Below are 13,343 nucleotides of genomic sequence, written 5' to 3'. Positions count from 1 at the left end.
TTCCGGCTGTGGCGCAGCCGCTCGCAGCGGCTCGCCGGGGTCGCTGACCTGCGGCTCGCAAGCGTCGGCGAGGTCCGACCGTCGATCGCCATTCCACCGCAAGAGAGAGACTGGAGTCCGAATTGTTCAGTGAGGACAAGATCGCCGAGCAGTTGGCGGCCGCGCGCGCCGAGTTGAGCGCCGCCGCCCGCACCCAGGTCGGCCCGCCCGAGCCGGTCACCGTGGAGAACGAGAAGGGCCGCATCCGCATCACCGTGGGCGCTGACGGGCGGCTCTCGGAGCTCATGGTGAGCGCCAGGGCGATCCGCGACGGTTCCGACGACCTCGGCCCCGAGCTCATGCGGCTGGTCAACGAGGCGCTCGACAAGCACCGCGAGCACGCGGCCACGGACGAGCCGGTGCCGGACCTGAACGCGGTCAACGAGCGGTTCGCGGAGATGCAGGACCGCTCGCTGCGCAACTTCGCGGCGATGAGCCAGCAGATCAGCGAGACGATGGCCAAGCTGCAGCAGCGGCCCTCCTGACCGGGGCCGGGCTCGACGCCGTCCCGGATCCGATGCCGCGGACGCCAAGGTGACCGGGCGTGCGGGGCGGGCGGGGGCGGTCGTGGCGCCGGGCTACTGCGGCGGCACGATCTGGTCGACAGCGGCCGAGATGAGCGCCGCCGCACGGTCCTCGCCGAAGACGTCCGGGAGCGTCAGCCGCTCCAGGATGAGCCAGTTCAGCGAGAGGTAGAGCATGACGACCGTGTCCGCGTCCCCGGGCATCCCCGAGTCGAGGTGGAAGTCGATGTTCTCCTGCACGTTCTCGCGGATCTGCTTGGTGAGCACCTCGCGCAGCTCGGGGCGGCGCGTGGCCTCCAGCCGCAGCTCCAGCATCGCCAGGTAGCCCGAGCGGAAGTCGGTGATCCGCTCGACCATCTCGTGCATGAGGCGGTCCACGGACTCGCGCGTGCGCGGCAGCGCGAGCGCCTCGCCCACCACCGCCGGGCCCGGGTCGAGCCGCTGGAAGACCCGCTGCCCCGCCTGCGTCAGCAGGGCGTCGCGGTTCGCGAAGTAGTTCGACGCGGTGCCCACGGGCACGCCCGCCTGGCCGTCGACGGCCCGGAACGTGAGGCCGCGCGCCCCCTGGTCGGCGAGTACTTCTATGGCCGCGTCGATCAAGGCCGTCCGGCGCTCCGGGTTCTGGCGCATGTTCCACTCCAAGAGTTGACACCACTTCGGGTGTAGTGGTAAGTTCAAACCACTTCATTCATAGTACTTCAAACGGAGTGTGCATGCGCGAGCAGAACCGCGAACTGACCTACTACATCGGCACCTCGCTCGACGGCTTCATCGCCGGACCGAACGACGAGGTCGAACCGCTCATGGTGTTCGCCGACGTCCTCGAGGCGATCAAACAGGAGTGGCCCGAGACCCTCCCGGGCTTCGCCCGCCAGTCCTTCGGGATCGACGCCGCCCCGAACCTCCATTTCGACACCCTCGTCATGGGCCGCCGCACCTACGACCCGGGCCTGGCGATGGGCATCACGAGCCCGTACGCCCACATGGAGCAGTACGTCTTCACCGACAGCCTCGGCGCCGACACCGACAAGGACGTCAACTTCGTCTCCGGGGACCCGCTCGCCTTCGTGCGCGACCTCAAAGCGCGCGAAGGCAAGGGCATCTGGCTCTGCGGCGGCGCGAACCTCGCCGCCGCGGTGGCCCCCGAGATCGACCGGATCATCGTCAAGCGCTACCCGGTGCTCTTCGGCGGCGGCATCCCCATGTTCGCGGGCGCCTATGATCCGACGCCGTTCACGCTCACCGAGCACCGGTCCTTCGAGTCCGGAGCCACGATCCAGACCTACCGAAAGGCCTAGCCTCCTTGACGAACCGATCCCTGACCTACTACATCGGGACCTCCCTGGACGGCTGCATCGCGGGCCCCGACGGGGAGTTCGACGCCCTGCCGATCGAGCTCGACGTCGCCGCCGCGATGAACGCCGAACGGCCGGAGACCGTGCCGACCGCGTTCCGCGAGGCCGCCGGCCTCGCCGACGCCCCGAATCGGCTGTACGACACCGTGCTCATGGGCGCGGCCACCTACCGGGCGGGCGGCACTCCCAGCCCGTACGCCCACCTGCGCCAGTACGTCTGCTCCCGCACGCTGGAGCCGAACGGGCACGTCGAGGTCGTCGGCTCCGACCCCGCCGCATTTGTCCGCGACCTGAAAACCGAAGCGGGCCTCGGCATCTGGCTCTGCGGCGGGGGGCGGCTCGCCGCCGCGCTCATCGACGAGATCGACGAGATCGTCGTCAAGCGCTACCCGGTGCGCTTCGGCGGGGGCATCCCCATGTTCGCGGGCGCCTACGAACCGACGACCTTTAGGCTCACGGGGAACCGCACCTTCGATTCGGGTGCGGCGATCCAGACCTACCGAAAGGCCTAGCCCCCTTGGAACTCCTCCAGCTCCTCGCGCTCCTCGCCTCCACCCTCAGCGTCGGCCTCATGGCCGGGCTCTTCACCGGGTTCTCGTACGCGGTGATGCCCGGCCTGAAGGTCCTCGACGACCGCGGCTGGATCACCGGGATGCAGCAGATCAACCGGGTGATCCTCAACGGCTGGTTCATGACCGCGTTCCTCGGCTCCGTGCTGTTCACCGGCGCGGCCCTGGCGCTGGACTGGTTCTCGGGCGACCGCGCCGCGTCCCCGTGGATCCTGCTGGCCCTCGTGTCGGCCCTGGTCATGTTCATCGGGACCGTGGCGGTGAACGTGCCCATGAACGAGCGCCTCGAAGCCGCGGGCGACCCGGCCGCCGTCACCGACCCGGCCGCGCTGCGCGCGAGCATCGAGTCGCGCTGGATCGCCTGGAACACGGTCCGCGGCGTGGCCTCGCTCCTGTCGCTCCTCGCCCTCGCGTGGGCCCTGGTCGTGCACGGCCGCAACTCCTTAGCGAACGCGAGAACGGGGCGGCCATTACTGGCCGCCCCGTTTTCCGTTGCGTCGCTCAGCAGCCGATGCTGCCGAAGCGGTCCTTCACCACGTTCACCACGGACGGGCGGGGGAGGGCCCCGTCCGGGCCGTCGGGCCACTGGGAGGCGGGGGTCTCGGCGCTGGCGCCGTCGACCTCGCCCGGGTGCTGCACGGCGACCAGGATGTGGCGGTCCTGCACGACCGGGCCGCAGGTCTCGGCGCCGAGCGGCACGGTGAGGAACTGCTTGGTCAGGCCGCGCGTGGGACCGGTGAGCGAGACGCCGAAGAGGCCGTCGTTGGTGCCCAGGGCGTTGCCGTCGGTGGAGATCCACAGGTTGCCCTGCGGGTCGAACGCGACGTTGTCCGGGCAGGAGATGGGGCTGACCTTGTCCTTCGGGTAGCCCGAGAAGTAGGTGCTCGGGTCCTCGGGGTCGCCGCAGACCAGGAGCAGGCGCCAGCCGAACTTGACGGCGGTGACGTCGCCGTGCTTCTCCTCCAGCTCGAGCACGTGGCCGTGCTTGTTGCTGTTGCGCGGGTTGGCCTCGTCGGCGGCGGCCTTGCCGCTGGTGCCGCGCTGGGTGTTGTTGGTGAGGGCCGCGTAGACCTTGCCGGACTTCGGGTTCACCTCGACGTCCTCGGGGCGGTCCATCTTGGTCGCGCCGACCTTGTCGCCCGCGAGGCGCGTGAACACGTACACCTCTTCGGCGGTCATGCCGTCCACGAAGGACTCGTCGCCGCTGGCGAGCTTGATCCACTCGCCGGAGCCGTCGAAGGCGCCGTCGTCGGGGAGCGCGCCGGTGCCGTCGATCTCGCCGGGGCTGTCGCCGGTGAACTTCGCGACGTAGAGGGTGCCCTCGTCGAGGAGCTTGCGGTTGTGCTCGCGCGCGCTGCGGCCGGAGCCGGACTTCATCTTGTGCTTGGAGACGAACTTGTACATGTAGTCGAAGCGCTCGTCGTCGCCCATGTACACGACCACGCGGCCCTGGCGGTCCACGCGCGGCCCGGCGCCCTCGTGCTTGAAGCGGCCCAGGGCGGTGCGCTTGCGCGGGGTCCAGTCGGGGTCGTACGGGTCGAGCTCGACGATCCACCCGAAGCGGTTGGGCTCGTTGGGCTCCTGGAGCACGTCGAAGCGCGGGTCGTACTGCTCCCACTTGCGCTCGCTGGCGTTCCCGGAGAGGCCGTAGCGGGCGAGGCGGGCCTTCGCGGTCGCGTCCGCGACCTGCCCGGCGTTCGCGAAGTACTGGTTGAAGTTCTCCTCGCCCGAGAGGATGGTGCCCCACGGGGTGACGCCGCCGGCGCAGTTGTTCAGCGTGCCGAGCGCCAGGGTGCCCTCGGCGTCAGCGGTGGTCTTCAGCAGGTCGCCGCCCGCGGCGGGTCCGGAGAGGACGAACTCGGAGGTGGCGGTGATGCGGCGGTTGAGCTCGTGGCCCACGACCGGGGTGAGGTCGCCGGAGTGCTTGTCCTCCTCCAGGACCACGACGGAGAGGCCGTGCGAGGCCCAGCCGATCTCGACCTGCTCGCGTGTGGGGGCGGCCGAGTCGTAGCCGTAGTGCATCATCGATTCGCTGGTGTACTCGTGGTTGGCGACGAGCACCTTGCTCCGCCGCTCGCCGGGGAGGTCGAGCAGGGCCAGGAAGTCGCAGTTGTAGCCGAACTGGCCGGCCGCGTCCTGGGGGGTCTGGGCCGCGGGGTCGAACTCGTTCGCGTCGTCCAGGATCGGGTCGCCCCATCGGATCACGACCTGCTGCCCGTACCCGTCGGGGATGGTGACGGCGTCGTCCCTGTTCGGCTCCACGGGGTCGAAGCGCAGGCCGCGCGGCACCGAGCCCCAGGACCCGGAGGCCTGGGCCTCGGACTCGGCCTCGGAGGCGTAGGCGGTGTTGCCGAGCGCCCCCGCGGCGCCGGCGCCCGCGGTCACCACGACGCCGGCCTTGAAGATGGAGCGGCGGGAGACGGCGGCGGCGATGAGGTCGCCCATGTAGGGGTTGTCCGAGGTGTTCGGCACGGGGTGGCTGCAGGCGTCGCCGCAGCGGTAGAGGCAGGTCAGCTGCGAGCGGCCGCCGATGTGGTCGGACAGGAGCGGCAGCTTGCGCCGCTGGGCGGCGTCACGACGATTCATTTGGGACTCCTATGGCAGTACGTCCGGAACAGGATCGCCGATGCGCGGTTCGGGGCGACGGATCGACGCGTTCCGATTCCGGAGGCTATGCGCCACGGGTACCCCGCCCGCCAACCGTAAGTGAACGGGAAATGAAGGAGCGCTCTCGGATTGCGCACCATCACCTGATTTCGGAAACGCCGGCGCGGCACGTCGAAAAACCAGGCGTTCCGCAGCATGAGACCCATGTAACGGTAAATGGCCGCCCCGGGTAGCCTGACCGAAAACCTTTTCCGACCCTTTCGTACGGCCCGCCAGAAGGAACCGCCATGCCCGCTCCGCACCGGACCTCCCTCCACCTCGCCGACGTCGCGATCGCCGACGGGTTCTGGTCCCCGCGCCGCGAGACCGTGCGCACCCGCACCATCCCCCACCAGGAGGCCCGCCTGCGCGAAGGCGGCCAGTTCGAAGCCCTGCTCCTCGAGCCCCGCAGCCACGACGGCGACGACCGCGAGCGCTTCCCCATCTTCTGGGAGTCCGACGTCGCCAAATGGATCGAGGCCGCCAGCAACGTCCTCGCGCACGGCGACCACCCCGAACTCGATGCCGCCCTTGACAAGGCGATCGAACTCCTCGCCGGCGCCCAGCAGGAGGACGGGTACCTCAACAGCTACTTCACCGCCGTCAAGCCCGGGAAGCGCTTCACCGACCTGCGCGACGCCCACGAGCTCTACTGCGCCGGGCACCTCATCGAAGCGGGCGTCGCCCACTACGAGGCCACCGGCAAGACCACCCTCCTCGGCATCGTGCGCCGGTACGCCGACCTCATCGCCGTCGAGTTCGGCCCCGGCGGCCCCTGCGAAGGCGGCTACGACGGCCACCAGGAGATCGAACTCGCCCTCGTCAAGCTCCACCGCGCCACCAACGAACAGCGCTACCTCGACCTCGCCCTCCTCCTCACCGACAACCGCGGCCGGGCCCCCTTCTACTTCGACGCCGAAGCCGAGCGCCGCGGCGACACCGGCTACTTCGGCGGCCACTGGAGCCCCGGCGGGGCCTACGCCCGCACCAGCCGCCGCGACCGCGAGTACCACCAGACCCACGCGCCCGTGCGCGAGCAGACCGAGGCCGTCGGCCACGCCGTCCGCGCCATGTACCAGTACAGCGCCATGGCCGACCTCGCCCTCGAACTCGGCGACCAGGGCCTGCACGACGCCTGCGAACGCCTCTGGGACGACCTGGTCACCACCAAGCTCTACGTCACCGGCGGCATCGGCGCCGACCCCTCCATCGAGGGCTTCGGCAAGCCCTACGACCTGCCCGACCACACCGGCTACGCCGAGACCTGCGCCGCCATCGGCCTCGTCTTCTGGGCCCACCGCATGATGGTCCTCACCGGCGAGGCCAAGTACGTGGACGTCCTCGAACGCGCCCTCTACAACGGGGTCCTCGCCGGCGCCTCCGCCGACGGCACCGAGTACTTCTACGGCAACCCCCTCGCCAGCGACGGCACCGTCGAACGCAGCGACTGGTTCGACTGCGCGTGCTGCCCGCCCAACCTCGCCCGGCTCCTCACCTCGCTCGAGCAGTACGTCTACGTCGGCGACGCCGAGGGCCTCTACGTCAACCTCTACGTCACCGGCGCCGCCCGCCTCACCCACGGCGGCAAGCGGATCACCGTGACCCAGGAGAGCGACTACCCCTGGAACGGCGACATCACCCTCCGCGTCACCGAAGCCGAAGCGCCCCTTCCCATGGCACTGCGGCTGCGTCTGCCCGAATGGGCCGCCGGAGCCACGGTGCAGGTCAACGGCGCACCCGCCGAGTACCGGACCGAGAACGGCTACGCGGTCGTCGACCGGACCTGGACCGAGGGCGACCGCGTCGACCTGACGCTGCCGATGGCCCCCGTCCTGGTCCGCGCCGACCCCCGCGTCCTCGCCGCCCACGGCAAGGTCGCGATCCAGCGCGGCCCGATCGTCCACTGCGTCGAGGAGATCGACAACGCGGCCCCCGTGCCGCGCCTGGCCGTCGCCCGCGGCGGCGAACTCCGCACCGAGCACGTGGACGGCCAGGACACGGTGATCGCCGAAGGCCTCGTCGACGGCCCCGCCGCGGACGGCCTCTACAGCACCGAGCCCCCGGCGGCCGCGCCGACCGCGATCCGCACCGTTCCGTACTACGCCTGGGCCAACCGCGGCAAGGGCACCATGGCGGTCTGGATCCGCGAGACGCCGTAAGGCGTTCACCGGCGCCTTGTCGGTGCCCTGTGGCAGCCTGGCCGCATGGCATACGACAAGGCGCTGGCCGACCGGGTGCGCGAGATCATGGACAACCGGCCCTATGTGACCGAGAAGCACATGTTCGGCGGCCCTTGCTTCTTCGCGCACGGCAACATGGCGGCAGCCGTCCTCGGCGGGGGCGGCGCGATGATCCGCGTCGGCCACGACGATTTCGCGGACCTCGTCCTGGAGCCCGGCGCCGAGCCGATGGTCATGGGCGGTCGCGACTCCAAGACCTGGATCCGCGTCGACGAGACGGTGTGCGCCTCCGACGAGCAGCTGCGCCCCTGGATCGAACGCGGTCTCGCCTACGCGGAGTCCTTGCCGCGCAAGTGATCACCGAACACGGCAGCGGGAGCCCGCTCGAGGCCGTCCGCCGCCGCGTTCCGCTACCGGAGGTTCAGGGTCGGTCCAGGGCGACGGTCAGGTCCGCAGTGCCCGCCTCATCGAGGCTGAAGGCGGCGTCGCGGTCGGCGCAGGTGATGCGGTAGTCGCCGAGGAAGCCGTTGAAGTGCAGGCGGCCCTCGTCGTCGGTCGCCAGGGTGGTGACGGGGGTGCCCCACTCCTCGTTGACGAGGTGGTGTAGCCGGTCGTAGGAGGGCTTGGGGGTGCCGTCGGTGCGGACGAATCCGCCCGGGGCGCCGAGCCACATGCCCTTGTCGAACATGCCCCAGTAGGTGACCGCCTCGACCGAGGGATGCGCGAGCAGGGTCCGGTAGTGGCGTTCGATCTCGTCGGCCTGGCGGGCCTCGCCTTCGGGGGTCGAGGGCCAGGAGTCGACCACGTGGTCGTTCAAGTCCTCGATCTCGGGCGGCATGACCTCGCCGGAGAGGATGGTGGTCTCGGTGAAGTGGATCGGGAGCCCGTAGCGGGAGAACCGGTCCAGGATCGCCTCGGTCTTCTCCTCGCCCCAGTAGCCCTGGTGCATGTGGCTCTGGAGGCCGAGCGCGTCGATCTTGACGCCGGCTTCGAGCACGCCTTCGATGAGGCACTCGTAGGCCGCGGACATGTCGAAGTCGTTGAGCAGCAGCGTCGCGTTCGGCCCGGCTTCGCGGGCGGCGTCGAAGACCATGCGCACCATGGGGATGCGGCCGATGTCGCGGCAGATGCGGGTGATGCCGTTGTCGTACTTGTCGAAGATCGGCATGATGACGACCTCGTTGATGACGTCCCACATGTCGATGACGCCGGCGAACTCGCCGACCTCGCGCTTGATGCGCTCGACCTGGACGCGGGCGATCTCCTCGTTGTCGAGGTCGAGCAGCCAGTCGGCGCTGACGGTGTGCCACGCGAGCGGGTGGCCCTTGACCGGGTGGCCGCGGTCGGTGAACCACTGCGCGGCCTTGCGCAGCGGCTCGGTGGCGGGCTTGCCGCGCTCGGGTTCGAAGCGGCCCCAGTAGAAGGGCAGCGTGGCGAAGTTGAACAGGCCCTCCCACAGCTCGGCGTTCCTGGCCTCGGCCGCGGGGTCGGCGGCGGTGCCGTTGGCGTGGTCCATGAGTTCGAACCCGGTGCAGCCGAAGAGGAACCGGTGCCGGGTCTGCTCGAGCCGGACCTCGCGTCCGGCGAGCGGCTCGCCGTCGAGGGTGATCGTGACCCGGGCGTCGGCGCTCCGGTGCTGCCTGATCCGATCGTCGCTGAAAGTTTCAGTCATTTGTGGGCTTCTTTCCATGGAAGTTTCAATGCCATGTATTCCAGCAGTCCGGAGGCGCTGCGTCAAGTGAGCTTTCTTTACTGCTCCCGTGGCGTGGGATCGATACCAGAAACTTTCGGTCCCTGCGCAACCTCCCAGGTGCCTGATCGCGTTTAGAGTGCGGCAACGTCGTGTGACGCGGATCCCCCTGCCGCGCAGCGTGTCTGCGGCACCCCGCTCCGTAGTCGAACGGAGTGGGAGCCTTAGTCAAGAGAGGATCGCAATGATGCGAAAGCGAATCGCCGCCGTCATGGCCGCACTCGCCGTTTCACTGTTCGCCGTGCTGGGGACCGGTTCCCCGGCCTCGGCCTCCGACATCAACCAAGCCGTGGACGCCGACTGGACCGGTTCCTGCACCGACCGCCGCTACACCCCGAACGTCGACGGCTGCTTCCAGCCCAACGGCGACGACCTGTGGGTCAAGGACAACGTGGCCAACGGCTACGGCGTCAAGTTCCGCTGGTACGACCAGGACGGCGACCGCTCGGGCGAGTGCATCAACTCGCTCGGGAAGGCCAAGGCCTGGACCTACTGCAACAAGGACTTCCCCGAGAACCACACGATCAGGTGGTCCCTCTGCTGGGACTCCGCCAACGGGTGGGACTGCTCCGACTGGTTCAGCAGCGAATCCTGATCTGATCCCGGTGCGCCGTTCCGCACTGTTCGGCGCACCGCGCACCAGGGCCGGCCGATCCGCGAGGATCGGCCGGCCCGCTCGGTGTTCGACAGCCGTGGGACGAGCGCACGAGGCGACCGCGGGTCAGCCGTGCCAGCGCTGCCACAGGGCCGCATAGGCGCCGCCTCTGGCGATGAGTTCGTCGTGGGAGCCCAGTTCGGTGATGCGGCCGTGCTCGACGACCGCGACGCGGTCGGCGTCGTGGGCGGTGTTGAGGCGGTGGGCGATGCTGACGACGGTGCGGCCCGCGAGGATGCGGTTGAGGCCCTGCTCGATGTCGCTGGCGGCGTTGGGACTGAGCATGGAGGTGGCCTCGTCGAGGACGATGACCTCGGGCGCGGCCAGGATGACGCGGGCGAGCGCGACCTGCTGCACTTCGGCCGGGGTCAGGGCGTGGTCCCGGCCGCCGACCAGGGTGTCGAGGCCCTCCTCGAGCCGGTCCGGCAGGTCCCCGGCGCCGACCACGGTGAGGGCCTCGCGCAGCTGCGCGTCATCGGCTCCGGGCGCGCCGAGGCGCAGGTTGGAGCCGAGGGAGTCGTTGAAGAGGTGGTACTCCTGCGTCGCGAGGATCACGAAGCGCCGCAACAGGGTCTCGTCGATCTCGCGGGTCTCGGCCCCGCCGACGCGGACCGCGCCCTCGTTCGGCTGGTGGATGCCCGCCATGAGCCGCGCCAATGTGGACTTGCCGGCGCCGGTCGGGCCGACGAGCGCGAGCCGCTCGCCCCGGTGCAGCACGAAGTCCACGTCCTTCAGGACCGGCTTCTCCGGGTCGTATCCGAAGCGGACGCCCTTGAGCGCGATGATCTCGTCGTCGTCGCGGCTCGGCCGCGCGTCACCGCCGGCGGCCTGCCCGCCCCGCACGCCGATGAGCCGCGCCAGCGAGACCGTGCCGTTCTGCACCCATTCCAGCGACAGGATCATCTCGATCGCCGGCGCCACCGCGAGCTGCATGATGAGCACGACGGTGGTGGTCTGCGCGATCGTCAGGTACCCGGTCGCGGTGAGCACCCCGCCGAGCAGGAGCGCGGTGAAGCACGGCAGGAACGCCGAGAAGTCGAGCACCGGGAACAGCGTGCCGCGCAGGCGCATCGACCGCGTCTGCGCCCCGAACAGCCGGTCCACCGCGCGGTCGGTGTGGGCGACCCGCCGCGCCTGCCAGCCGAGCGCTTCGACGGTCTTGACGCCGTCGATGGTCTCCGCGACCGCCGAGGTCAGATCGGCCTTCGCGGCCTGCACGTCGTGGAACACGTTGAACGCCCGCTTGAAGTACCAGCGCAGCACCAGGACCATCGGCGGCACCGCGACCAGGATCGCCGCGCCGAGCACCGGCGAGACGAAGAACGCCCCGGCCACGTACACGAGCACCGTGATCAGCCCGGTGAAGAACTGCGGCGCGGCCTGCACGAGCGAGTGCTGCACCTGCGCCACGTCGAGGCTGGTGCGCGACAGCAGCTCCCCGGTCCCGGCCGCTTCGACCTGCCCGGGCGGGAGGGCGAGCGTCCGCTCCATGAACTCCTCGCGCACGTCCGCCACGATCTGCTCCGAGAGCACCGCGAGGTTCCGGTAGGACGCCCACGTCAAGGTCGCCTGAGCGAGGACCGCGGCGAGGATCAGCGGGATCTGCCACCGCAGGTCCGGGCCCGGGTCGACGGCGCCCCCGCGGGCCCAGGCCGCGAACGCGTCGGTCATGAGCCCCACGACGTACGGCGTCGACATGCCCGCGAGGGCCGCGCCGACGATGAGGATCACGACGAGGCCGAACCGCACGCGGTGGCGTCCGACCAGGGCCCGCAGGTACCGGCGGGTCTCGGCCGGGGCGGCGATGGGGAGGGTCGCGCGGCTCATCGGGTGACCGCCTCTCGGTACTCGGCCTGCTGCAGCAGCTCGGCGTGCGTGCCCGCGACGGCCTCGGCGCCCGCGAGGAACTGGACGCGGTCGCAGACGGCCAGGAGCTGCGGCGAATTCGTGAGGATCGCGGTGGTCCGGCCCCGGCGGTGCCGGGCGAGGCGGGCGGCGATGCGGGCCTCGGTCTGGGCGTCGCACGCGCTCGCCGGGTCGTCGAGCACGAGGATCTCGGGGTCGGCGAGGAGCGCGCGGGCGAGGATGAGGCGCTGGCGTTCGCCGCCGGAGAAGTTGCGGCCGCGTTCGCCCGCGACGGTGTCGAGGTCGTAGCCGGTGCTCGGGACCTCCTCGCTCTCGATGAGGGAGGGGTCGACGCCGACGATGTCGACGGCGGAGGCGGTGTGGAGGGCCCGCATGATGTCGGCGTCCGTGCGCCGGCCGTCCACGTCGAGCTGGTCGCGGAGGGGGCCGCTGAAGAGCTGTGCGCGGGCTTCGAGGAGGTGCACGTGGCGCCGCACGGTGGCGGTGCCGAAGGCGCCCAAGGGGGTCGTGCCGATCCGGGCGGGTTCGCCGGTCTCGGCGTATCCGGCGAGGCGGTCGAGGAGTTCGGTCGCGCCCTTCCCGTCACCGGTGACGACGCCGGTGATCAGGCCCGGCTCGATGGAGGTGCCGCTGGCCGGGTCGTGCAGGGGTTCGCCTGCGGGCCAGGGGCGCTCGTCCTCGGGTTCGGGTTCGGGGTGCTCGTCCTGGAGCTTCTGGAACCGACCGGAGGCGACGATGGCGCGGGTCAGGGCGTCGACCCCCTGGATGGTGTAGCCGAGGGGGCGGGTGAGGGCGACGAGGTACCCGAAGAGGGCCACGAACTCGCCGGCGGTGATGGTGCCGTCGAGGGTCATCTCCGCGCCCATCCACAGGACGAGCACGAGCAGCGTCCCCGGCAGTGCGAGGCGCGCGAACTCGAGCCCGGCCGCCGTGCGGCGCACGCGGACTCCGGCGCGGCGGGACGCCTGCGAGGCGGTCTTGTAGCGGGCGGTGAAGTGCGCTTCGCCGCCGATGCCGCGCAGCACCCGCAGGCCTGCGACGGCGTCCGTGCCGATGCCGGTCTGCTCGCCGAAGCGGTCGCGGAACTCGCGGCCGCGCGCTTCGAGGCGCAGGAACAGGGGCCGCAGAAGCAGGAACATGGCCGGGACGCCGACGCCGGCGGCGAGCACGAACCACCACGAGAGGGTGGCGAGGATTGAGAGTGCGAGCAGGAACGCGAGGAGCGCGGAGGCCAGGCGGCCGAACATCATCGAGACGGAGCTGAGCGCGTGCGCGTCGGCCGCGGAGATCGCCACGAGCTCGCCCGCGTCGGTCCGGGACCGGATGCGGGAGCCGACCGCGACGACGGTGTCGACGAGGCGCCGCTGGACCCTGAAGTCGGTGTCCATCGCCGTGTACATCATGTAGTAGAAGCTGGCGACGCCCGTGACGGTGGCGACGCCGATGCAGGCCATGAGCGCCGCGGACCACCAGTAGAGGGCGGCGCGGTCGCCCGCGACGAGGCCGTCGTCGACCGCACGTCCGACCACATAGGGCACGAACTGCTGGGCGCCGAGGAACGCGAACGACACGAGCGTGCTCATCGCGAGCATCCGCCACTGGGACCGGAAGAGCCAGCCGATGACGGCGACGGCCGGTCTCGGGTGCGGGAGGGGCCCGCCCGGGTCGCGCGGGGGAGTGAAGCGTGCCATCTGGAGCTGCCTTCGGGTGTGGGGGTCGTGCGCGGGTGAACGCTACCGGCCGCGCCCGGGTCCGCGAC

Annotated in this window: 11 protein-coding genes and 1 pseudogene; 7 read left to right on the top strand and 5 right to left on the bottom strand. The window is 70.6% G+C overall.

The window, feature by feature from the left end; all coding sequences use genetic code 11:
* The first annotated feature begins 122 nt into the window (after positions 1–122).
* Positions 123–524 (top strand): hypothetical protein, encoded by a 402-nt coding sequence (locus QWI33_RS07975; RefSeq protein ID WP_289956549.1) that lies wholly within the window; start codon positions 123–125, stop codon positions 522–524.
* Between the two features lie 93 nt (positions 525–617).
* Here the strand turns inward: QWI33_RS07975 and QWI33_RS07970 are convergent, their stop codons facing one another.
* The gene (locus tag QWI33_RS07970) at positions 618–1,193 is read right to left on the bottom strand and encodes a TetR/AcrR family transcriptional regulator (protein WP_289956548.1); all 576 of its coding nucleotides are present in this window, start codon (positions 1,191–1,193) and stop codon (positions 618–620) included.
* Positions 1,194–1,276: 83 nt separating this feature from the next.
* On the opposite strand from QWI33_RS07970, the gene QWI33_RS07965 reads away from it, so the two are divergent.
* From QWI33_RS07965 to QWI33_RS07955, 3 genes and pseudogenes are all read left to right on the top strand, one after another.
* A complete protein-coding gene (locus QWI33_RS07965) occupies positions 1,277–1,861 on the top strand; it encodes a dihydrofolate reductase family protein (RefSeq protein ID WP_289956546.1) in 585 nt (194 codons plus the stop codon).
* A 5-nt stretch (positions 1,862–1,866) separates the two neighbouring features.
* Complete coding sequence (locus QWI33_RS07960; RefSeq protein WP_289956544.1) at positions 1,867–2,430, top strand: dihydrofolate reductase family protein; 564 nt, start codon at positions 1,867–1,869, stop codon at positions 2,428–2,430.
* A gap of 59 nt (positions 2,431–2,489) precedes the next feature.
* Positions 2,490–2,831 (top strand): annotated as a pseudogene (locus QWI33_RS07955) (anthrone oxygenase family protein); the annotation flags it as partial.
* 157 nt (positions 2,832–2,988) lie between these two features.
* Here the strand turns inward: QWI33_RS07955 and QWI33_RS07950 are convergent.
* Positions 2,989–5,073 (bottom strand): PhoX family protein, encoded by a 2,085-nt coding sequence (locus QWI33_RS07950; protein WP_289956542.1) that lies wholly within the window; start codon positions 5,071–5,073, stop codon positions 2,989–2,991.
* Between the two features lie 308 nt (positions 5,074–5,381).
* Here QWI33_RS07950 and QWI33_RS07945 point away from each other — a divergent pair, with 308 nt between their 5' ends.
* Together QWI33_RS07945 and QWI33_RS07940 are read left to right on the top strand one after the other, a co-directional pair.
* Positions 5,382–7,292, top strand: coding sequence for a glycoside hydrolase family 127 protein (locus QWI33_RS07945; RefSeq protein ID WP_289956540.1), 1,911 nt, complete (start codon positions 5,382–5,384; stop codon positions 7,290–7,292).
* A gap of 45 nt (positions 7,293–7,337) precedes the next feature.
* Positions 7,338–7,670, top strand: coding sequence for a TfoX/Sxy family protein (locus QWI33_RS07940; protein ID WP_289956539.1), 333 nt, complete (start codon positions 7,338–7,340; stop codon positions 7,668–7,670).
* A 64-nt stretch (positions 7,671–7,734) separates the two neighbouring features.
* Here the strand turns inward: QWI33_RS07940 and QWI33_RS07935 are convergent, their stop codons facing one another.
* Complete coding sequence (locus tag QWI33_RS07935; RefSeq protein WP_289956538.1) at positions 7,735–8,985, bottom strand: endo-1,4-beta-xylanase; 1,251 nt, start codon at positions 8,983–8,985, stop codon at positions 7,735–7,737.
* 262 nt (positions 8,986–9,247) lie between these two features.
* Between QWI33_RS07935 and QWI33_RS07930 the strand changes: the two genes are divergently transcribed.
* The gene (locus QWI33_RS07930; protein ID WP_289956537.1) at positions 9,248–9,658 is read left to right on the top strand and encodes a hypothetical protein; all 411 of its coding nucleotides are present in this window, start codon (positions 9,248–9,250) and stop codon (positions 9,656–9,658) included.
* Between the two features lie 126 nt (positions 9,659–9,784).
* Here QWI33_RS07930 and QWI33_RS07925 read toward each other — a convergent pair whose 3' ends face one another.
* Complete coding sequence (locus QWI33_RS07925; protein WP_289956536.1) at positions 9,785–11,545, bottom strand: ABC transporter ATP-binding protein; 1,761 nt, start codon at positions 11,543–11,545, stop codon at positions 9,785–9,787.
* The gene (locus QWI33_RS07920) at positions 11,542–13,275 is read right to left on the bottom strand and encodes an ABC transporter transmembrane domain-containing protein (protein WP_289956535.1); all 1,734 of its coding nucleotides are present in this window, start codon (positions 13,273–13,275) and stop codon (positions 11,542–11,544) included. The genes QWI33_RS07925 and QWI33_RS07920 overlap by 4 nt, the downstream gene beginning before the upstream one ends.
* Between the last annotated feature and the right edge of the window lie 68 nt (positions 13,276–13,343).

Source organism: Glycomyces tritici (assembly GCF_030403505.1).
The sequence above is the reverse complement of the archived record's forward strand: the minus strand, read 5'-3'. Positions and strand labels throughout refer to the sequence as shown.